At 46.1% G+C, this 22,975-nt stretch carries 15 protein-coding genes and 1 pseudogene; 14 read left to right on the top strand and 2 right to left on the bottom strand.

Annotated features, from left to right (window positions below; translation table 11 throughout):
* The first annotated feature begins 145 nt into the window (after positions 1–145).
* From C9I99_RS11365 to C9I99_RS11390, 6 genes and pseudogenes are all read left to right on the top strand, one after another.
* A complete protein-coding gene (locus C9I99_RS11365; protein ID WP_107349001.1) occupies positions 146–2,089 on the top strand; it encodes a PTS mannitol transporter subunit IICBA in 1,944 nt (647 codons plus the stop codon).
* A gap of 129 nt (positions 2,090–2,218) precedes the next feature.
* Positions 2,219–3,364 carry a mannitol-1-phosphate 5-dehydrogenase gene (locus C9I99_RS11370; RefSeq protein ID WP_166645411.1) on the top strand — a complete coding sequence of 382 codons (1,146 nt, stop codon included), beginning with the start codon at positions 2,219–2,221 and terminating at the stop codon, positions 3,362–3,364.
* A gap of 95 nt (positions 3,365–3,459) precedes the next feature.
* Complete coding sequence (locus C9I99_RS11375) at positions 3,460–3,816, top strand: hypothetical protein (RefSeq protein WP_107349002.1); 357 nt, start codon at positions 3,460–3,462, stop codon at positions 3,814–3,816.
* Between the two features lie 196 nt (positions 3,817–4,012).
* A pseudogene (locus C9I99_RS11380) lies at positions 4,013–5,071 on the top strand (PTS mannitol transporter subunit IICBA); the annotation flags it as partial.
* Positions 5,072–5,169: 98 nt separating this feature from the next.
* Positions 5,170–5,700 carry an MltR family transcriptional regulator gene (locus C9I99_RS11385; RefSeq protein WP_107349004.1) on the top strand — a complete coding sequence of 177 codons (531 nt, stop codon included), beginning with the start codon at positions 5,170–5,172 and terminating at the stop codon, positions 5,698–5,700.
* Positions 5,701–5,742: 42 nt separating this feature from the next.
* Complete coding sequence (locus C9I99_RS11390; RefSeq protein ID WP_166645412.1) at positions 5,743–6,126, top strand: LacI family DNA-binding transcriptional regulator; 384 nt, start codon at positions 5,743–5,745, stop codon at positions 6,124–6,126.
* Positions 6,127–6,150: 24 nt separating this feature from the next.
* Here C9I99_RS11390 and C9I99_RS11395 read toward each other — a convergent pair whose 3' ends face one another.
* A complete protein-coding gene (locus C9I99_RS11395) occupies positions 6,151–7,050 on the bottom strand; it encodes a LysR family transcriptional regulator (RefSeq protein ID WP_107349006.1) in 900 nt (299 codons plus the stop codon).
* A 216-nt stretch (positions 7,051–7,266) separates the two neighbouring features.
* Between C9I99_RS11395 and C9I99_RS11400 the strand changes: the two genes are divergently transcribed.
* Together C9I99_RS11400 and C9I99_RS11405 are read left to right on the top strand one after the other, a co-directional pair.
* The gene (locus C9I99_RS11400) at positions 7,267–8,916 is read left to right on the top strand and encodes a glycoside hydrolase family 13 protein (RefSeq protein ID WP_208113379.1); all 1,650 of its coding nucleotides are present in this window, start codon (positions 7,267–7,269) and stop codon (positions 8,914–8,916) included.
* A 97-nt stretch (positions 8,917–9,013) separates the two neighbouring features.
* A complete protein-coding gene (locus C9I99_RS11405) occupies positions 9,014–10,105 on the top strand; it encodes a tyrosine-protein phosphatase (RefSeq protein WP_243734426.1) in 1,092 nt (363 codons plus the stop codon).
* 57 nt (positions 10,106–10,162) lie between these two features.
* Here C9I99_RS11405 and glgX read toward each other — a convergent pair whose 3' ends face one another.
* Positions 10,163–12,112 carry a glycogen debranching protein GlgX gene (glgX, locus tag C9I99_RS11410; RefSeq protein WP_107349008.1) on the bottom strand — a complete coding sequence of 650 codons (1,950 nt, stop codon included), beginning with the start codon at positions 12,110–12,112 and terminating at the stop codon, positions 10,163–10,165.
* A 370-nt stretch (positions 12,113–12,482) separates the two neighbouring features.
* Here glgX and C9I99_RS11415 point away from each other — a divergent pair, with 370 nt between their 5' ends.
* The 6 genes from C9I99_RS11415 to malE all read left to right on the top strand — a co-directional run bounded on the left by C9I99_RS11415 (position 12,483) and on the right by malE (position 22,929).
* Positions 12,483–13,778 (top strand): carbohydrate porin, encoded by a 1,296-nt coding sequence (locus C9I99_RS11415; RefSeq protein WP_107349009.1) that lies wholly within the window; start codon positions 12,483–12,485, stop codon positions 13,776–13,778.
* A gap of 135 nt (positions 13,779–13,913) precedes the next feature.
* On the top strand, positions 13,914–14,801 hold the full coding sequence (locus C9I99_RS11420) for a MalM family protein (protein ID WP_107349010.1): 888 nt from the start codon (positions 13,914–13,916) through the stop codon (positions 14,799–14,801).
* 128 nt (positions 14,802–14,929) lie between these two features.
* Positions 14,930–16,756: an alpha-amylase family protein gene (locus tag C9I99_RS11425; RefSeq protein ID WP_107349011.1), complete on the top strand. Its 1,827-nt coding sequence runs from the start codon at positions 14,930–14,932 to the stop codon at positions 16,754–16,756.
* 242 nt (positions 16,757–16,998) lie between these two features.
* Positions 16,999–18,186, top strand: coding sequence for a potassium/proton antiporter (locus C9I99_RS11430; RefSeq protein ID WP_107349012.1), 1,188 nt, complete (start codon positions 16,999–17,001; stop codon positions 18,184–18,186).
* 519 nt (positions 18,187–18,705) lie between these two features.
* Entirely contained in the window at positions 18,706–21,465 is a 2,760-nt protein-coding gene (locus C9I99_RS11435) for a hypothetical protein (protein ID WP_107349013.1), read from the top strand.
* Between the two features lie 282 nt (positions 21,466–21,747).
* The gene (gene malE / locus C9I99_RS11440) at positions 21,748–22,929 is read left to right on the top strand and encodes a maltose/maltodextrin ABC transporter substrate-binding protein MalE (protein WP_107349014.1); all 1,182 of its coding nucleotides are present in this window, start codon (positions 21,748–21,750) and stop codon (positions 22,927–22,929) included.
* The last annotated feature ends 46 nt before the right edge of the window (positions 22,930–22,975 follow it).

The raw sequence follows: 22,975 nt of genomic DNA on the forward strand, positions 1-22,975 counted from the left end.
TTCGGGGATATAGCTCACAAAAAACCCGTCATCAGTTCGGCTTGAAAATTCTGTGTTAGATTAATTGGGTACTAAGCAATTGGACGGTTTTGGCGAACCGTACCTAACACAAAATTCATAACTGAACATCAGACGGGGAATCGATATGATATCACCAGATGCAAAGATCAAGATACAAAATTTTGGTCGCTTCTTATCAAACATGGTGATGCCTAATATTGGCGCGTTCATCGCGTGGGGCTTCATTACAGCACTTTTCATTCCAACAGGTTGGTTTCCAAATGAAGAACTGGCTAAGTTGGTAGGTCCAATGATCACTTACTTATTGCCGTTGTTGATTGGTTATACCGGCGGTAAATTGGTTGGTGGTGAACGCGGTGCCGTAGTCGGTACCATCACAACAATCGGTGTGATTGTCGGTACCGATATCCCGATGTTCATGGGTGCCATGATGGTGGGTCCATTGGGGGGCTGGGCTATCAAGCGTTTTGATCGCTGGGTAGACGGCAAAGTGAAGAGTGGCTTCGAGATGTTGGTCAACAACTTCTCGGCCGGTATCGTTGGGATGCTATGTGCCATCCTTGCCTTCTACATGATTGGTCCATTCGTGAAGGTGCTGTCATCAGCATTGGCTGGTGGGGTTAACATGCTGGTGAGCGCAGGCCTGCTTCCTCTGACGTCTATTTTTGTCGAGCCAGCGAAAATCCTGTTCCTCAACAATGCGATTAACCACGGCATTTTCTCTCCTCTGGGTATCCAGCAGGCGAATGAAGTTGGCCAGTCAATCTTCTTCCTGATTGAAGCAAACCCAGGCCCAGGCCTTGGTATCCTGTTGGCATACATGGTATTTGGTCGCGGCACGGCAAAACAAACCGCAGGTGGTGCATCTATCATTCATTTCTTCGGTGGTATCCACGAGATTTACTTCCCATATATCCTGATGAATCCTCGTCTTATCCTTGCGGTAATTGCTGGCGGTATGGCGGGTGTATTTACCCTGACAGTATTTGATGCAGGTATTGTCTCTCCGGCTTCACCTGGTTCGATTTTCGCTATCTTGCTGATGACTCCTAAAGCATCATTTGTCGGTGTCATCCTTTCTGTTATCGCTGCCACATCTGTGTCTTTCTGTGTTGCTGCGCTACTGATGAAAACACAGAAAGTGACCGATGAAGAAGGTGACGAACTCGCGGAAGCAACCAGCAAGATGAAAGGTATGAAAGCCTCACCTAAAGGCTCTCCGGCAACCGTCCTAGCTGAATCGAGTTTTAACTTAGCCAATGTGCGCAACATCATCGTCGCTTGTGATGCCGGTATGGGATCCAGTGCGATGGGGGCCAGTCTTCTTCGCAAGAAAGTTCAGGAAGCGGGCCTAAATATCAGTGTAACCAACTGTGCTATCAACAGTTTGCCGCAAGAGGTGGATATCGTGATTACTCATAAAGATTTGACTGACCGTGCTCGTAAGCACGCCGCTAATGCCCAGCACCTTTCGCTAACTAACTTCCTTGATAGCCAGGTGTACAACGACCTAGTCACCAGTATTGTGGCTGCAAGTAGCCCTGAAGCTGCCAACGATGGCGAGTTAATCAACGTTTCTGTGCTAGCCGCTAACGATGATAGCTATGCTGAGCAACCTACTGAGATATTCCAGATTCAGGCTGAAAATATCCACCTTGGTTTGAAGGCGAACAGCAAAGAAGAGGCGATTCGCTACGCCGGTGAGCAATTAGTCAAACTGGGTTACGCACAAGAAGAATATGTTGATGCCATGTTCGAGCGAGAAAAACTGGTTCCGACTTATCTTGGCGAGTCCATTGCGGTACCTCACGGTACCGTTGAAGCCAAAGATAAGGTGATGAAGACAGGCATCATTATCTGCCAATACCAGGAAGGTGTGCAGTTTACAGAAGATGAGGGCGACGTAGCGAAATTGGTTATCGGCATTGCAGCCAAGAATGATGAACATATTCAGGTAATTACTACCATCACCAATGCACTTGATGATCCAGACGCGATTGAGCGCTTGACCACGACCTGTGATGTCAGCGAAGTGTTAGAAATACTCGCCGGCGAGAAAGCCGCTTAATCCACACAATCATTGAGTCACACCGAGGCCGGTGTTCCCCCTCCGGCCTCTCCCCCCCCCTTGTTGATACGTTAAAGGTGTTCAAGGTCAAAGGGGCATTTGGTAACAGTTAATTTGGTAGGAAATATTATGAAAGCAGTACATTTTGGTGCAGGTAATATCGGTCGTGGTTTCATTGGTAAATTACTGGCAGACGCCAATGTTGCCGTTACTTTCGCTGACGTTGATGAGCCGTTAGTCGACCAGCTAAGCCATGACCAGTCTTACAAAGTAAAAGTGGTCGGCAGTGAGTGTAAAATTGATACCGTTACACATGTTACAGCCGTTAATTCAACAAGCCAGGATGTGATTGACCAAATCATCAACACCGACATGGTTACCACCGCTGTTGGGCCTAACGTACTGGATATTATCGCAAAAACCATTGCCACTGGTCTGACGCAACGCTTCGATTCGGGTAATCGCAACTCGCTAAACGTCATTGCTTGTGAAAACATGGTTCGTGGTACGACTCATCTCAAAGAAGAGGTATACAAGCATCTAAACAGCCGTTACCACGCCCAAGCAGATGAACTGGTGGGCTTTGTTGACTCTGCGGTTGACCGCATTGTGCCGCCATCAGAAGCGGCGAATGATGACCCATTAGAAGTGACCGTCGAAAGCTTCAGCGAGTGGATTGTCGATAAGCAGCAGTTTAAAGGGGATATCCCGGCTATCGAAGGGATGGAAACCACTGATAACCTGATGGCGTTTGTTGAACGTAAGTTATTTACCTTGAACACAGGCCACATTGTGACGGCTTACCTTGGTGCGCTGAAAGGCCACGAGACTATTCGTGATGCGATTGAAGACAAGGAAGTGTATGACCAGGTGAAAGCAGCAATGCAGGAAAGTGGAGAAGTGCTGATCCGCCGTTACGGTTTCGACCGTGAACTGCACAACGCCTATATTGATAAGATTCTTAGCCGTTTTGCCAACCCATACCTGCGTGATGAAATTGATCGTGTTGGCCGTCAGCCAATCCGTAAGTTGGGGGCAAATGACCGTCTTATCAAGCCTCTTCTGGGTACCATGGAGTACGGTGTTGAAAATGGTACGCTGTTAAAAGGCATTGCCGCTGCATTTAAGTACACCAACGATACTGACCCACAGGCAATCGAACTGCAGACTTCGTTTAAACAAATTGGCTTGCGTCCGACACTGGCCAGATATACGGGCTTGGATGCCGAAGGCGAAGAAGCCAAACAGATTGAAGCACTTTACAACACGTTTTAAGTTATACAAATTCAAGGAGGTACAATCGTACCTCCTTCTCGCGTTACTGTTGTTATTAAATGAACAAGCTTGGGCGAGGAAATGGGGGAGAGGTCATGCATCTGGTGAAGCACAAATTTAGTATTGCTGATACGGTTATCGTTAATCACGGGATGATTGACCCTGATTTTGGTCAAGATATCTCTGGGTGGGTGGGTGCTGTCGAGGGCTGCTGTTTTGTCGAAGGCACTGGTTATATCTATAAAGTGCGTTGGAGCAAGGAAACGCTTAATGAAAGCCGTGTGTTAAGGGTTTCTTGCGAGGAACGAGGCATCGACTTTGAGACCATGCAACTATTCGAGAGCGAGCTATCCCTCCACTCTTCTGTTCGGGGCCAACGCTTTATCGATCAATGCTTGCATTTACCAAGGCGAAAGCGGGCTTGTTCATATGGGGACTTTTTGATTGGATGAGAATGAAGGGCTTGGACGTAGGTATGTGAACTTGAATATTGGTAATTGAAGCTAACGAAATCAATACTGTGATATATACCCAAGTGACTTTACATTATTGAACTCAGTCTATTGAAGTTACTTGGGTATAAGCAATTGTGTGGTGTCTCTCGACTTGGGTATAGTGGTTCAAGAAAGAAAAATGATGGGATGATTTATGCTTTCACCAACAACAAAAATAAAAATACATAGCTTCGGCCGCTTTCTTACCAATATGGTGCTGCCAAATATTGGAGCATTTATCGCTTGGGGCTTTTTAACGGCACTGTTTATACCAACGGGCTGGTGGCCTAACGAAACATTAGCCCAACTTGTTGAACCGATGATCATCTATTTACTCCCATTACTGATTGGTTATTCAGGGGGGAAGTTGATCGGTGGGGAGCGCGGCGCTGTTGTGGGGGCCGTGACAACAATGGGTGCCATTGTTGGTACTGATATTCCTATGTTTATGGGAGCGATGATCCTTGGGCCGATGGGCGGTTGGCTCATTAAAAAGTTTGATCAAGCGGTAGAAGGCAAGATCAAGAGTGGTTTTGAGATGCTGGTGAATAACTTTTCCTCCGGCATCATAGGAATGATGTGTGCCATCATTGCGTTCTTTATGATTGGCCCAGCAGTCAAAATTATTTCAGTCGCTTTGGCAACAGGCGTGAATGTCATGATCGATGCCGGCCTGTTACCTTTGACGTCTATCTTTGTCGAACCGGCCAAGGTCCTGTTTTTGAATAATGCTGTCAACCACGGCATTTTGTCACCACTGGGTGTACAGCAGGTACGCGAAGCTGGCGAGTCAATCTTCTTCTTGATTGAGGCCAACCCCGGACCTGGACTTGGTATCTTGTTGGCTTATATGGTGTTTGGCCAAGGAATGGCTAAACAAACGGCCGGTGGCGCAACCATTATTCACTTTCTCGGCGGGATCCATGAGATTTATTTTCCGTATATTCTGATGAAGCCTCGCCTTATTATTGCGGCGATCGCTGGTGGGATGACAGGGGTGTTTGTGCTGTCGTTCTTTGAAGCAGGGATGGTGTCTCCAGCTTCTCCCGGCTCAATTTTTGCCATTTTGTTGTTAACACCCAAGTCATCACTACTTGGTGTGGTACTGTCGATTGTTTCGGCTACGGTTGTTTCTTTCGTTGTTGCCGGGGTTTTATTGAAAATAGAACCGAATACGGAAGAGAAAAGTGAAAATACGCAAGAAAAGGCATCTTAATGTGAAATAGTGCCAATCGAGGTGATACAATCACTTTTATAACAACAGGTTAAGGAAGCTACGTGCTATCCTTTTGTTACAGAGATACATAATTTATGGCACATAGTGACCAAGAATCTGACATTTTAGAGCGTCTCAATGATGCCCCAACCGTACGAGGTTTTTTCATCACTTCAGTCGATGTGTTTGATGAAGCGGTTGAAAGCTTGATCCAACGGGTTTTCCGCAAAGATGACTTTGCGGTGAAATCTGTTGTTGAGCCGTTACTAAGCCAATCTGGCCCTTTAGGCGAACTTACTGTTCGGTTAAAGCTGCTATTTGGGTTAGGCGTGGTTGAAGACAATGTGTACCACGATATTGAAGCAATCATTAAACTGCGTGATTTTTTGAATAAAGAAGGTAAAGAGTATAGCTTCACAGAGCCAGCTATTCTCGAGTCCGTCAAGCAATTACATATGGTGAAAACCATGGGGGTTGTATTATTGGACGTAGCACCACCTGATGATGATACCGATATTGCTTTTTATCAGATGCAGCTTGCTCGCCAGGAGCAAGTGATTAAATCGGCAATGGCATTAGCCGTATCTGGCATTTGCGGTGAACTCGACAAAGATAGTCCTTTCTAATCTTCTGACGTTTTCCTTTTCATTTTGTACGCTATCAACATAGTGAAAGCCAAGATAAAGCTAAAGCGGGTTAGTTGTGGAAAAAGAAAACGTATAACCATCGCCGATATTGCCAAACTGGCAGGGGTTTCCAAAACAACCGCAAGTATGGTGCTTAATGGTCGGGCATCAACTTTTCGGATCAAAGACGAAACTCGCAAAGGGTCCTTGTTTCAATATCTCGAGAGTTGGAGCGTTTATGCCGAGGGGCTGATCAAGCGGCAAGTTGATGGGTTGGTAATTACTTCAAGCCACACCAATGACGCGTATTACCAAAATCTGAGTAAACAAATTCCGGTACTGCAACTTGACCGCCATATTGGCCAGTCCTCCCTTCCTATGGTGATCACCGACGCTGCAAAAGTGACTGCCAACATTAAGCTCTGACTCCAATCTTGAGGCGATATTGTTTTACTGCGAACGTGATAAAATTTCTTTTATATCAGTGATGTGAGAGGCGTTCGGTTCGTTGAGGTGATAAATGCCAACGATACCTGTTTGTGGCGCGGAGGTGCTGGGGAGTGGGACAATATCAAATTGCTCGAAGTAGTTCGCCATGCTTTTTGTATACGGCATGACGGCTTTGGAGGTTGTAAGTAAATCGAGACTGGCGCTGAGTGAATTGATTTCATATGTAATACGCTCACTGAGTTTTTTCCGCTCTTTTTCTTGTTGCTTGGGTTGCGGGTTTTCAATCAAGTGCTGATAGCTGTCTTGATCTGGCGTGACTTGCAATAGTGGGTACATATGACTGTTATCGCCTGGATTACCGCTAAGCAATAAGGGGTGAGAACGATGTACAAACTGCGCTTCTTGATCTTGCAGTATGGGGGTGAATTGTACGTTGCAGCGGCGGGAAAGGCCGTGAATTTCGTGCCCGATGAACAAGTCGATATGACCGTGTACCAACATGTCCATTAACTTGAGGTGATTACCAAACTCCAGTTGAATGGAAATACCAGGATGTTGCTCGCAATAGCGTTGTAATGCGGATTTGACAAAGACTTCCCACCAGGCGTCACCGGTACCCATTTTGATCTTTTCTGTTTTCCTTGCTTTCAGATCGGCGAGCTTATCCAGCATGGTATCGTGACGGCGACTCAATTCCTGTAATTGCTCATGGAGCAACTTACCGTACTCGGTGAGATCAACGCCTTTCGAACGGCGGGTGAAGAGGATGACATCTAAGTTTTTTTCCAGCTTTTTCATGTTGTTGGTGAGCGTCGGCTGGCTCAGGTTCAACTGTTCAGCAGCTGAACTGATGCTGCCATGTTCAGCAATGACGAGAAACTGGCGGTAGTGCTTGTCCATCGATAGAAACCTGTGAAAAATCTTTGCAAGCAGTCTCACACTTTTTGAAATCTATCACAAAGCGAAAGGGGACTAACTTGTGATCTCGGTCGTTAATTATCTTTGTGATATAGACAAAATCTATATCATTGAGGGGGGAGTGTATTTTCCATAACAAGGGGGGCGTCATAAAATATGGCCAAATACGTTACCATGACTTCTTATTGAGGGTTTGCCATGAATATTACGCCTAAGTGGTGGCACGATGCCGTTGTATACCAGATTTACCCACGCAGCTTCTGCGATAGCAACAATGACGGTATGGGAGATCTTCAGGGTATTATAAGCAAGCTGGATTACCTGAAAACCCTGGGTGTTAATGTCCTGTGGTTGTCGCCGGTGTACAAATCACCGATGGATGACAATGGCTATGATATTTCTGATTACCAAGATATCGCACCAGAATTTGGCACCATGGCCGATATGGATGAACTGCTTACTGAAGCGAAAAGACGCGACATCCGTATCATTATGGATTTGGTGGTCAACCATACTTCCGATGAACACCCTTGGTTTATCGAAGCGCGTAAATCAAAAGATAACCCTTACCGCGATTATTACGTTTGGCGCCAACCTGCAGAAGGGGGTGGGGTGCCGGATGAAATGGGCTCTGTATTTGGCGGAAGCGGCTGGGAGTTCGATGAGCAAACCGGCGAATACTTCCTACACATTTTCTCTAAGCGCCAGCCTGACTTGAACTGGGAAAACCCCAAGGTTCAAGAGGAAGTGCACAAGATGATGAATTGGTGGATTGATAAGGGGATCGGTGGTTTCCGCTTGGACGTTATTGATCTTATTGGTAAGGAAATTGATAAGAAAATAACGGGTAATGGCCCGCGCCTGCACCCGCTTATCCAGCAGATGAACCGAGCGACCTTCGGTGATAAGGATTTGCTGACCGTGGGTGAAACGTGGGATGCCACACCGGAGATTGCCAAACTGTATAGCGATCCTGCCCGTGAAGAGTTTTCGATGGTCTTCCAGTTTGAGCATATCAGCCTGACCTGGAAGCATGGTGATAAGTGGCAGCCGATTCCGCTTGATTTACCGACATTTAAGAAAGTGTTAACTAAGTGGCAGGTTGAACTGGCCGATGGAGGCTGGAACTCATTGTTCTGGAACAACCATGATCTTCCCCGTGTAGTGTCGAAATATGGCTGTGATGGACAGTACCGCGTGGAGTCGGCAAAAATGCTCGCAACGACTTTGCATATGATGAAAGGTACGCCTTACATTTACCAAGGTGAAGAGATCGGCATGACCAATGTCGCCTTTGATAGCATTGATGAATACCGTGATATCGAGACGCTGAATTTCTACAAAGAGCGAACGGAGAATGGGGTCGCACCGGAAACAATGCTGGCAGCGGTGCATGAAAACAGCCGTGATAACGGACGTACGCCAATGCAATGGAGCGACAGCGATAACGGCGGTTTCTCATCTGTCGAGCCGTGGATCAAGGCCAACCCAAACTTCCCAGAAGTGAATGTCAACGCTGCGCTAGACGACCAAAACTCAGTGTTCTACCACTACCAAAAACTGATTGAACTGCGTAAGTCCTTACCGGTTATTGTCTACGGCGAGTTTGAGCCAGTATTTGAAGATCACGACAAAGTCTTTGGCTATGTGCGTTCTGATGCAAACCAGCGCTTGTTTGTGCTCAATAACTTTACGGCAGAAGAAGTCACCTTGGCGTTGCCTGAGTATTTACAGGCAGAGCGAGTCGAGTGTGTCATTGCAAACTATGCACACCATCAAGTGTTATCAGCCACGATTACGCTCAAGCCGTATGAATCTTTTGCTGTACTGCTACCTGAAGGTCGCTAAATCCAGTTAACTGCGGTTAATTGTCTTACTACTGCTAGGCTTGGCTCTATTTCATTACTGAAATAGAGCCCTTTTTTTAGGGAGAAAATGCAAAATTATGCATTATCAAATTCAAGGTGATCAGGTTCTATTCACTCTCTCGAGCACTTATGGGAAATTATATTTAAAAGGCACGTTTACTAACTGGAAGCTCGATGAAGGTTTTCGTTTTGAACGGTGTGGCAATGAATATCAATTGAAAAAAAACGTAAATGAAGTGAATAAAATCGGCAACTCAGGTTTTATTGAATACGTTATTTGGAGCGAGGAAGCACAGGCTGCTGTTGAAATAGATAACGTTCAGGATGGTTACTGCTTTAATAACCAAAGCAATGGTGGGCTTAACCATTTATTGTTTCTTGAAAAGCCTTCTGAGTGTCAATTAAAAGAGATATCGGAGGCATCCAAGCATTCTTTTTTTATAAAAAACCAAAAAACACATTTTTCATCAGACTATCAACTCGCTAACTTTCGTTCGGTTGATGGTGGTGATTTAAAACCTGGCTGGCTTTACCGGTCTTATCACCCTGTGACCCCGTCTAGGGCTAATCATTCAGTATTAAAAGTGATTGAGCCTGTCAGACAGGCAACAGCGATGGCACTCACCGAGCAACACCGGATTAGCAGTGTTATCAATTTATCAGACAGTGAAGAAGTGCTAGCTCGGTCTATGCCTTCGGCCCCTGAAAGCTATTATCAACGCTGCTGGCAAAAGGGTAACGTACACAGCGTCCCTATGGCCTACGAGACCGTATATTTCATGTCAGACAGAAATGAGGCGCTAAACGATGATGAGCTGGGTTTTGAAGATGGTATTCGGCGTCTGATAGCGGTTGTTGCCAGACACTCGGGGCCATATTTAGTCCACTGCCGGCTGGGATCAGACAGAACGGGCGTCACTTGTGCGTTTCTTCAGCTATTGATGGGGGCCTCGAAACAGGAAATTGCCGACAACTATCTCAAAACTAATCAGCTTGGCATTGGTGAGTACCGAAGCTTTAGGTTGCTGGAGAGGGCGTTACAAGCTGCGATTGGTAAGGATTGTTTTTCTAATGGGGATGAGAAAGTGAAAGCCTATTTGAAGCGCCTGAATATACCTGAAGAGTTAATGACGCAAGCAAAAGCAAACCTGTCTGGGAAAATGTGTTAATCAATCAGCCCGAACTAATATTTATTAGAGCGGGCTGGTTGGTGTTGCTACAGCGCTCTAGTCGCGATTCAAAATCGTCAGTGACTGTGCGCCTTGCATATACGTTGTTTGCACTTGGTGAGATCCAAGTGTTGCCTCAGACGTATCGCAAATCACGTGCCATTTGCTGCCTTCCGGTAGACGGTAGCGGGTAGGGACTGTAGAACTGTTGATCAAGAACAATAGCTCTTTGCCGGAATCAAACAAGCCAAGATAGAGCGAGAAGGCTTCAAGACCTTGCCAGTCTTCAGCGTTCATGGGTTGCCCGTTAGAACGATTCCAATGGATACGGTGATGGCCCCTGTTATCGCCGCTGAAAGCACGAATGAACGGTGCCATATACGTCTTTCGTCGTTCCAACATGATAGCCAGCCACTGGCTGAACTCATCTTTGTCCTTGCTGGGTGTCCAATCTGCCCAACTGATCTCATTGTCCTGGCAATATGCATTGTTATTCCCCCCTTGAGTATGGGAGAGGGCATCGACCGCGAGGATATGAGGAATACCAAAGCTGAATAGCAAGGTTGTCATGAGGTTGCGCTTTTGACGTTCTCTGAGGCTTCGTACCGCGTAGTTAGCGGTTTCTCCTTCAACGCCTTGGTTGTTTGATCGGTTGTCACCATGCCCGTCTCGGTTGTTTTCACCGTTGGCATGATTATGCTTGTGGTTGTAGGACACCAGATCTTGAAGGGTAAAGCCGTCATGGTAGGAAACAAAGTTAACAGGGAGTTTGTCGGGCCATCTGCCGGCGCTGAATAGGTCTCGAGAGCCCATAATGCGGGTCGCAAACTCTTTGACGTTGTTTTCTTGGCATAGCCAATAACTTTTTACGGTGTCTCGGAATTTATCGTTACACTCGTTCCAGCCGCGTGGAAAGTACCCAAGCTGGTAGCCATCAGGTCCAATATCCCAGGGTTCGGCGATTAATTTCACGCGCTGTAGGACTGGGTCTTGCGCGATAGCCTTGAAGAAGGCGCTTTGCGTGTTAAAGCGATCGCCGTGCCGGCCCAAAGTGGTGGCTAAATCAAAACGGAAGCCATCAATCTGATAATGGGTCACCCAGTGGCGCAGTGTGTCCAGTACGATAGTTAAGCTTGGCTGGTAAGTCAGGTCAAAAGTGTTACCACAACCGGTGTGGTTCTTGTAGTTTTTGTGTGTGTCCAGCTGGTAATAGTTTTTATCTAGGCACTTGAAGTGGAACTTGGGGCCGCCTTCACCACCTTCGGCGGTATGGTTGAACACGATATCCATAATCACTTCAATACCGTGTCGGTGGAGCTCCCTGACCATGGTTTTCATTTCACTGACCGGATCGGCAGTCGCATAGCGTGGTTCAGGAGCCATAAAGCATAAACTGTTGTACCCCCAGTAGTTGACCTTGTCCATTTTTAGTAGGTGAGGTTCAGACATACAGGACGTGACCGGCAAGAGCTGAAGGCTTGTAACCCCTTGCTCTTTGAAGTAGCGAATCATCTCTGGCTGGCACAAGCCAAGGTAGGTGCCTTGGTACTTTTCTTCAATATTCGGGTGCTGCTGAGTAAATCCTTTAACGTGTGTTTCGAAAAGGATGGTTTCTTCAAAAGGTATTTTGGGGGGGCAAGTGTCATCCCAGTCAAAACTGTGATCGACGACAACCGACTTGGCAAAGTGCCAACTCCTATCGGCCGTAAAGGGTTCAATATAATAGGGGACTTTATTTAGCGCTTGGGAATAAGGGTCTAATATTAGGCGAGATTCATTTTTATCCTTAATTTGGTAACCGTATACCTGTCCCTTTTTAATTCCTTTTACAAAAACATAATGTATATCTAAGTGCTGGTTTTCTAAATCAATAGTGGTTTTTTTGTTGTTGTAATCAAATAAAACCAATTGGATCTCTTTGTTATCCGGGCAATGAATAGAAAAATTACAACCTTGATCACATAATGTAGCCCCTAGCGGAAATGGTTGAGCCAATTTAGCGAACATCCTGTACATCTCTTTGCTAATTTTACATATCTATAGTGCTATTTAAGCGAGAAAATTCTGTCAGTCAAGGAAAGTTTTTTTTTCAAAAAAAATTAAATAAATTTGAGTTACCAATAATTTCAATAATAGTAATTAAAAGTGACTGGCTTCGTGTTTTTATGGCTTGAACTGTAATTTTCTTTCAGTTTTACGCCTAACCTTCGTGAGGCTTATCACGGAAAGCCTCTCACCCCCACTTCCTACGCCCCTCTCCTCCTCCCTCCTCCTCCCTGTTTCGGGAGGATGTCGAAAACTGTATCAAGACTGAATATGAGTCCCGAAAGATTGCTAGATAGCCATCACAATAAAAATATAAGTAAGGGACACTCCTATGAAACACAAGTTAGTACCTGTAGCAGCGGCATTACTTACCGCGCTAGCTTCACACAACGTAGCCGCTGAATCTGCCACTGATATCATCTCTGATGGTTGGGAAGTACATGGATACGCATCTATGAACTACCGCATGGTTGAAGGTGAAACAGTCGATACAGAGTATGGTAAGCCAGATTACAAAACTGCTGGTACACACGGACAGAGTACAAACCAAGTTGAATTTGTAATCAAGAAGCGTACAGAACACCAAAACGGTGTTTGGTCTGATTTCGTAGTACGTTCAGAGTACGGTAACGGTAACTCATATGCTTACTCATCTCCTGGTAGCCAAAAGCAAGAACACCATGACGGTCAGTTTGAAATTAAAGAAACCTTTGTTGAAATTGGTGGTATTTCTTTCTTGGGTGAAGACACATCAGTATGGGGTGGTCAGCGCTTCCTAAACCGTTCTGCGGGTATTCTTTCTGGTGAGTTCTGGAAGCAGTCTTCAGGTGTTGGTGCCGGTGTGCAAACTAAGCTTGGCGGCAATACGGCGGGTCTCGCAGTCGTTTCAGCCGATGCTGATGGTACGATCAACGATGTTGAAAAAGATGAAGATGGCAATCGAATTGATCGCAATACACTAACTTCTGTAGATTTGTACTACTACGGTGTTCAGGCACTTGGCGGTAGCTTTGACTTTGACTTGAAGTTTATGTCACAAGCTAACAGTGATGATGACGGTATCGGCGCGTCTATTACCTATAACCGTGACTACTACGGCCTAGACGGTTGGACACAAACGGCTGTTGCTTACGGTACAGGTATTGCGCAAAACCGTGGTGTGAACTTTGGTAGCTGGTCAGGCGGTAATGATAATGCAGAGTCAATTTTCTTTACATCTTACGGCGTACTAAACATTTCTGATAATTGGCAGATGGGCTCGGAAGTAACCTATATCGCTGCGCTGGATGAATTGTGGGGTGCTGAAGATCTTGAGCGCATGTTAATTGCTGTTCGTCCGTCTTACAAAGTTAACGACAACCTACGTCTTGAAATGACTGCTTCATACGGTTATGAAAACGGTAAAGATGGTTACTGGGGACGTAGTGGTGATGATGTTAAGAGCGAAATCTATAACGTTGAGCTAGCTGCTCCAATCACAGTTAACGCTGATTACTTTGGCCGCCCACAGATCAAACCATACGTAAGCCACATCATGGCTGATGATCGTGCGAGTGCGAAACAGATTGGTATCCGTAATGGTGACAGTGAAACGGTTATCGGTGTTCACACTGAAATCTGGTTCTAAATCACGTTTTTATCAAGGCAGCCCTCGGGCTGCCTTTTTAAGTTACATTGGCTATATACCTATTGGCTTTTTAAAGTAGATTAGTGAAAGCAAATAGATATATACCCACCCTGCTGTATGGGTGTAGGAGATAGAATGAAAATAATGAAACTAACATTAGCGGCACTGCTGACGGCTTCACTGGTTGGTTGTGCAAGCACCCCAACGACAGAAAATGTGAAAGACGTTACGATTTCTCAACCTGCTTGTTGTAATGCTTACAGTGAATTTTCGTGGGTCCCAATGAGTGGAAATAGCATTGATTTTGCTGTTGATGAGCATTCACAAATAGGTGATTTTCCCGAAGGAAAAAGCTACTTTGCGGGTTTTGTACTGCCAGAAAATATTGAACGTTTGCGTATCGACCTAAAAAGTTGGATGCGCACATCTGGTGTGTTTGCACCAAAAGTACTTTTGCTCAGTCCGACTTTCCAAGTCGTTGAGTCTTATGAGTTGACCGATTTTGCATTTAAACCGTCGTCATTATTCCAGTTTAATAGTTACCACAAGCGCTTTGAGATGAGCCAAACGGCAACGCCATATATGGTGGTGTATTCTCCGCTTGAATACCGCGAAGGACAAATTGAAGTGCCACACCCTGAGCGCATCCGTGCTGAAGAACTTGGCCTGGCTCGCCCGATGGTGACTGATCCGGTTATCCAACATCAGAAATTCGGCTCACTTGAGCTAGATCTTAAACCTGTCGCGCTACGTTCATACCGAGCAACGGCAGCCCCTAAATCAGCGGTGGCACCGACGACGACAACTGCGGCACCTGTAGTGGCAACAACAGTCGCTGCAGCGAGTATTGCGGCTCCGTCTGCGCCGAAGATGCTACCGGAGAGTGAGGCTTTCTATAACAGCCAGATCAAAGCGGCTGTAGAGAGCAATGATATGCAAAAAGCCCTGACCTTGATGGAAGAAGCCAAACGAGCAGGTTCAAGCACGGCGGAAGCGACGTTCCTCGAGTTGATTAAAAAGTAAGGGGATAAAATTTAAACAATACCTACTAGAACAAGGTGTTTTTCGAATCCTCGCCTTGCAGAAAATTGGGTATGTCGGGTAGGCGATCGTCTGCCCGTTCTTCTATTTGCTTATATTGAGTTATTTTCATGACAGATTCTACGCATTCATTCGTTGCTAAAAAGCGCGCGACTAAGCAAAACAAAGAAGTGGTATATCAGGTGTTCACCCGTTTGTTCGGCAATACCAATACCACCAACAAACCTTGGGGTACGCTAGAGGAAAACGGTGTTGGCAAGTTTGCCGATTTTACCGATAAGGCACTCAGTGAAGTTAAAGCGCTGGGTGTGACCCACATTTGGTATACCGGGGTACCGCATCATGCTTTGGTGCGAGATTACACTGAGTATGGTATCGAAAACGATCATCCAAGTGTGGTAAAAGGCCGGGCAGGCTCACCTTATGCCGTCAAGGATTACTACAATGTCAATCCCGATTTAGCCATTGACCCGGCCAACCGACTTGATGAATTCAAGGCGTTAATTGAGCGTTCGCATAAACATGGCCTGAAAGTCATTATTGATATCGTTCCTAATCATGTAGCAAGGCGCTATCAAAGCCTGACTAATCCGGAAGGCGTTGAAGATTTCGGTGCATCTGATGACACCAGTGTGGCTTATCACAAAGATAATAACTTCTACTATATTCCGGGAGAGGCATTCTCGGTTCCAGACGCACAGGATGGTTACTTACCTCTTGGTGGTGAACCCCATTCATTGATGACTAAGCCGTTTGAAGAAGTACCCGCCAAATGGACCGGTAATGGGTCAAGGTTGGCGAAGCCTGAGTTCGATGACTGGTATGAAACCGTTAAGGTGAATTACGGTATCCGTCCTGATGGCAGCAAAGATTTTAATGAACTGCCTGCAGGCTATGATCAGCAAGACCACGCCGCGCATTTTGCCTTTTGGCAAGATAAAGAGGTGCCAAATTCATGGATCAAGTTCCGTGATATCGCGTTGTATTGGCTGGCGATGGGGGTCGATGGTTTCCGCTATGACATGGCGGAAATGGTACCGGTTGAGTTCTGGAGTTTTATGAACTCCTCAATCAAACAAGTTAACCCTGATGCTTTCTTGATGGCTGAAGTGTACCAGCCGGATTTGTACCGTGATTACATCCATCTAGGCAAAATGGATTACCTCTATGACAAGGTTGATCTGTACGATGCGTTGAAATTAATCATGCAGGGCAAGGGCTCTACCGATGCGATTGTTGAGGTTCAAGAGCAACTGATGGATATTGAACATCATATGCTTCACTTCTTGGATAATCATGATGAGCAGCGTGTTGCCAGTCCGGAATTTGCAAGTGATGCTAACAAGGGTAAACCTGCCATGTTGGTATCAACGTTACTGAGCACATCACCGACCATGCTTTATTTTGGTCAGGAAGTTGGTGAAGCTGGGGTTGAAGATGCAGGCTTTGGCTTAGCATCTCGTACTACCATTTTTGATTATTTCGGTGTACCTACCCACCAACGCTGGATGAATTGCGGCGAATTTGACGGCGGGCTGCTAACGGAAGAGGAGCGCGGGCTGCGTGATTTCTACCAGCGCTTGATGAACTTTTCTTTGACTAGTTCTGCATTGATGGAGGAGTACCAGGAACTCCATTCTCATAACCGTCAGCATGGCGTAGGGTATGATGACCAGCTGTTTGCTTTCAGTCGTTTTGATGACAGCGAGAAGTTAGTGATACTGGCCAATTTTGCGGAAAAGGCAAAAGGTAGAGTGACGTTGTCACTGCCGGTGGCATTAATTGATCAATGGCAGCTTACAGATGGTGAGTATGCTTTGGTTGAACAGCTCTATGCTAAGACTGATGCCGTGCTGGTGGTAGAAAATGGGCTGGGGAGTCTCCAACTTGATGTGCGAGCGCTTGACTGCTTGGTGTTGTCGTTAGTCGCGGAGTAATCACAACCCGTTGCTCGTTACACATCTCGGAAGAAGCCACAGCAATGTGGCTTTTTTATTGGAACGTTACTATGCGAAACAACTATAAATAGATGTAGATCACAAAAATAGTTAATATTTGGTAACATCAATTTTTATAATAATTTCAATTTGTCAGCAAACATTATCTTCTAAGCAATAGTGCGCATGGTACAATTTGAGTTACCAAGTTGTTATTCATCCGTGTTATTGGGAGAAGTCTATTGAGTACAGAATTAATCATGCTAGGGATGTCGGCCTTGATTGCTATCGGGATCCTTCTTCATCAACCATCAAAAACATTGGGCTTGCCTTCACTACTGATATTCATCGGTGTCGGCTTATTGTTTGGTAATGGTGAATTTAATTTTGTTTATGACGATTTGGCGTTAACCTCATTTATCGGCTCTTTGGCCCTGAATGTGATTGTTTTTGTCGGGGGCTTGAATACCTCAAAAAGCAGTATCAAGGTGGCCTACAAAGAAGGTGGGGTACTTTCTAGTGTCGGGGTGTTATTTACCACAGTCATTTTCGGTGGGTTGCTGTACTTCATCACTGATTTTAATATCATCACATGTTTGCTGTTCGCGGCGGTTGTCTCTTCAACTGATGCCGCTGCTGTATTCTCTATCCTTGAATCAAAGAAACTCAAACTTAAAGAATCAACCGATACCATTTTGGAGTTTGAATCGGCAACCAATGACCCCGTAGCCTTGCTACTGGTGGCTATTCTCACCGAAATGTTGGTGAATACTGACCAGCAGATAAGCGGTCTTAGCATAGGAATAGAGCTTGTACAGCAAATCATTGTTGGTTTAGGTGCGGGTTACCTTATTGGTTGGTGTTGCGTTTGGTTGCTTAACAAAATCAAGCTTGAGGAGTATGGTCTGATCCCTGTGTTTATCCTTGCCAGCTTCTTTATCGCGGCATACGGTAGCGATCTTCTGGGTGGGAATATTCTTGTATCTTCTTATGTGGCAGGTGTCTTTATTGGTAATGAACTTAAGCGAGGGCGAGAGGTTAGTAAGCACTTCTTTCACAGCTTATCGTGGCTTGCTCAGGCGTTAATGTTTATTATTCTCGGTTTACAATTTTTCCCGAAAGAGTTATTCGCCGATATGTGGGCAGCAATTATACCGGCGTTCGCGCTGATATTCATTGCTAGACCTCTGGCGGTTTTCCTGAGCTACCTGCCATTTAGAAGGGTGTCGTTTAAGAAGAGATTGTTTATCTCAGCAATTGGTCTTAAAGGTGCCACTCCGATTGTGTTCGCCCTGATCCCGGCCTCTGCTGGCGTTCCAGGTTCACAAGAGATGATCCATATGGTGTTCTTTATTGTGTTGATTTCTGTTGTGCTGCAGGGATGGGCTATCGATCCTCTATCGAACAAATTGGGGTTGGTGGATAAATAACCGGCACGCGCTTTTAACCCAGTACAGCTGCATGTTTGTTTTTCCTGTAGCTGTATTGGGTATATCGACAACATCGCCAATCGGCCAGCCTATTATTCTCATGCCATGAACTCCCCGTCCTTCCTTTATTTATCTTCATATCACTTCCAGAGCAAGGTGTACCGGTTTAGATCACGATAGTTGCCGGTGGTTCAGTACGATTTAGTCAACAAAGTCGTGGTGGGTCGGAAACTTGATTTATTTTTATGGTTTCTTCTGACAGCGCTGTTGCATAAACAGTAGCCTAGAGCTAATTGACTGCTGTTGAGAGTCACTGATGAAGACCCCGAATTCAAATAGAAGCACTTTGCCCTTGAACTGAACGCAATTCAGGATCAATACGATAAAGCCGCTGGAGTATTTTGATTTGAGAGAGCCACCAACAGGCCTGAAAATGTAAAGGATAAAGGGTCGCCGCCGTGCGGGATTGGTGCTGACAGGCAGTGAAAGCAAGGATGTTAACCTAAATAAGGAAAGTTGATGAGTATTAAAAAACCGTGGTTAGGGTTCGTGATTGCGTCAGTATTAGCAGGATGTAATTCGGGATCAGACTCGGACGCTGATCCGGCGGTATCTTTGGTATATCGTGCTGACAATGACACAATTATCGAGCAGGGCGAAGTGACGCTTACGTGGAAGGCGGAGAATGCCCGTGCTTGTGTGGCAAGCGGGGCTTGGGAGGGAGAGAAGCCTACTTCCGGTACCCAGACTATTTCTGTTATTGATAAAGGTACCCATAAATTTGAGCTGACTTGCCGGTCTAACAGTTCCGAAGCCAAGGAGAGCATTGAGGTTGGCGCTTACGCGTATGAAGATGTCGAAAGCTTGGTCATGGATAATGCCGCACCGCTTTCGCATATTGTCCAATCGCTATCAACCCCTCCACAATCTGAAACTGTCATCCAAGTTGATGGGTCGGCAGTGCAGTCGCTTGACTACAACAATGGAACGTTGAGTTTTATTTCGCCCAATGACAGCGGTGAGGACCAGACATTGCGCTTTCAGGTGGGCAGTGACAAAACCGCGATTTACCGCGTCGATGTTCGTTCTAGCATGGCACCACTTGTAGAAAAAGTGGCGGGTTACCTTGTTGATGATGATGGTAATGAGACCCCCATTGCGATAGCGCTTGATCTCATCCCGTCAGGCTTTGACAGCGGGTATATTTACCCTGTCAATTCGGCGACCAGCCTGTTTAGCTTTTCGGTAGTCAACGCTGTCGGGCAGTTGCAGACGGTTGATCCCAAATACCTGCATATGATGTTGGATAGCGGAAGCGATGTGTACAATGTGACAGAGTACTTTGCTATCGACGGCGGTACGATTACTTTGCTGGCCAGCAAGAAACCAGATTTTGATGCGCTGCTCGGAGATGGTCAGCAGATATTATCGATAAGTGGCTTCAATGATAACGATGAGTCTTTCGATAGCTTGGTTAAATTTTATCCCGGTACCAATTCACTAAAAGGCGAGGTAACCCTCAACGGCCAAGCAGTCGCTTTACCTTCGACGGCAAGGCTGGTGCTGAGCTCCTTCACCCATAATATCAACATGGAAACCACTGTCAGCGATTCGGGTACGTATGAGTTTCCGTCAATCCCTACTGATTCCTACCAGTTACGTATTGTTGATACCGGCGAGCCGCCGCTTAAGGGGATTGCGTTATTTGCCGTAGATGTTGCGGGAAGTATTGTCGAGGTCGAGCTAGTGGCTAATAACGGCGGTATAGCGTCGAAGGCGGCTTTAGTTAGTGGGGAGCAAGCATATTCCCGAGTTACCGCTACGAACCAGCCATATATCCCTCATCCACGCTCAGCAGTACCGCACCAGCAAACGGTCAAGCCTCGTTCAGTTGAAGCGGAAGATTCAAGTCAAATACTGATTGACGATCAGGTGGTAGCGGGTACGCAGAATGTTACTGTCAGCAGAACACATAGTTTCAATGTCCCGGCTGAGATCACCGCGTTCAATGTTGTTGTCGATGTCTCCACTAACGAGTATCCGGTTTACACAACGAATCCTGATAATATTTATAACGACACTTGGGCATTCACCTGGTCTTGCGGCAATAACAATCAGTCAATGAGCGGGAAAGTGAATAATACGCACTCGACCCGGGGGACGATGATCAAGACCTCGACCATTGAAAAATCGGGGGCAATGGAGTGTGACTATACGATTGCGACCGCAAATATCGGAGACAGCCAAGTTCCGACTTACGTGACCATTATGTTTGTCGCCGAATCGTCCGAAATTGCGGTAAAAACCTTTCGCCATGTGAAAGGCCTGACGCGCAGCGGCAATCGCCATGTGCTAAGTGTGCCGACGGCAACGGATAGTTATGAGGATGTGCCAATCGCAGCCAGAATCGAGTATACCCCAGCCGATGCGGTGATCGACAAAGCATCGTCGAAACTGACGGTCGGCAATCAAACCGTTGTGCTGTTCGATAACCATGATTTCAAGCAAGTCTCGCCAGGCGTACTTGAAACCGTCTTCGAGATGCCGATTGTTGATGGCGCACTGGTCAGCGATGCTAATACCAGTATTTCGATTGCGTTGACCACCAGTTCTGGTCTGTCATCGGTACCTGTTGACCTTTCTTTTGCTAACAACTCTTCATTGATTACGCCTATTTTTGAAACGACACATGTTCATGATACGCCGCTTTCACGTCGCTATGGCTACCGTGATGCGAGTAAAGGTGGGGATGGTTGGGGACAGGCTGCTGTTCTGACACACCTCAATGCTAATTCGGTGCTCGGCGAGACGATGTTTAATGATATTTCTGGCCAGCATGGACGCAATATCGGTCATAAATCGCACAAGCACGGCACAGATGTGGACGCTTACTATCTTGATGAAAACGGTGCGTTTGTAACCGCCATGCGTGGTAATAACTACGGAAAATACATCAAAGCAGCCTTTGATTCTGCGGCCAGTGAAGTCAGTAAAGGGGAGTTGGATGGCCCTAATGTCGTGAAAGTGCGTGATTGGGTTACAATTAACCGAACTTATGCTGAGGACTTGGTTAATACCTTGGCAGTAAAAGGGGTGTACGTTGGCAACAAAAAATGGTTTCAGGATGCGCTGCTGTATTCCAAGTTGCCGGGTGGCCAAAGCATTCCGTCCGGCAGTCATGACGCTAATGGCTCCATTCCATTGGCACCGTGGAGCAAGCCATCAACAATCATACCGATGGCTGGAGGCCATGAAGGGCACCTTCATTTGATATTCTAACGACGAAACGCAATGTACATATACAGGCAGCCAATATCCGATTGGTTGCCTGTTTTTTTTTAGAATTAATGCTATTCAAGGGGGGATATGTATCCGTATCCGTTTGGGTGTGTCTGCGACGTATCCCCTGATGTGTTATTGGTCACTTCGCAATATCTACAAAATGTGTTCAATTTCACAGACTTGAATTAGGGTTTGGGGGGCGTAGGCCGGGGGAGGATGCTCATCTCGTGTGGGAGGAGGAAAATGCTCGGGTCGAATAAAAATAATTTGGAAATATCTATGAAACGTGTGATGAAATCCTTCGCTCTGTGCTCTCTGACTGCTGCGCTTGCTTTTCCTATGGCTGCCTCTGCGATGCAGGAAGGTGAAATTCTTATTTGGATTAATGGCGACAAAGGCTATGAAGGTTTAGCTGAAGTCGGTCGCCAATTTGAAGAAGATACCGGGGTAAAAGTAAATGTTCAGTACCCGGACTCACTGGAAGCTAAATTCCAGCAAGTTGCGCCTACAGGTGGCGGTCCTGACATTATCTTCTGGGCCCATGACCGTTTCGGTGGCTATGCAAAATCGGGCCTTCTGACAGAAATTAAGCCATCTGCTGAATTTAAAAACAAGCTAGTTGATTTCAGCTGGGATGCCGTAACTTATGACGGCAAGCTGGTGGGTTACCCTGTCGCACTAGAATCACCTTCGCTTATTTACAACAAAGATTTACTGCCTGAGCCACCAACAACGTGGGAAGAGCTGTACGATATCGAAAAACAAATGGCGGCTAAAGGCAAGAAAGCCATTATGTGGGACGTGAAGAACGCATACTTTACTTGGCCGATGATCTCAGCGAACGGTGGTTACGCGTTCAAGAAAACAGAAACGGGCTTTGATGGTAAGCAAATTGGTCTAAACAACGAAGCGGGTGTTGCTGGCCTGAGCTTCTTGGTTGACCTATCGAATAAAGGGGTTGTCTCGGCAGATATGGATTATGCCGTTTCTGAGTCTGAATTTAACAAGGGCAATGTGGCGATGACCATCAATGGCCCATGGTCTTGGGCTAACCTTGAGAAATCCAATATCAACTATGGCGTTGCGGTATTCCCAACACTGAATGGTGGTAAATCAAACCCATTCGTTGGTGTGCTCAGTGCGGGTATCAACGCGGCAAGCCCTAACACTGACCTAGCGGTTGAGTTCCTAGAAAATTACCTGATCACAGATGAAGGCTTGGCGAAGGTTAACAATGACAAGCCGTTGGGTGCTGTGACGTTGAAATCTTTCCAGCAAGCACTGTCTAAAGATAGCCGCATTGCGGCGACAATGACTAATGCGGAAAACGGCGAAATCATGCCAAATATCCCTGAAATGACCGCTTACTGGTTTGCTGAAGGTGCCGCTATCGAGAACGCCCTTCTTGGTCGCCAAACTGTCCAAGAAGCATTAGATACTGCGGCTTCGCAGATCCGCTAACACGCCTTAGATATGTCTAGATAAACAATAGGCATCAATATTATGC

It is taken from the genome of Photobacterium lutimaris (genome assembly GCF_003025555.1).
In the GTDB taxonomy this organism is placed as follows: Bacteria; Pseudomonadota; Gammaproteobacteria; order Enterobacterales; family Vibrionaceae; genus Photobacterium; species Photobacterium lutimaris.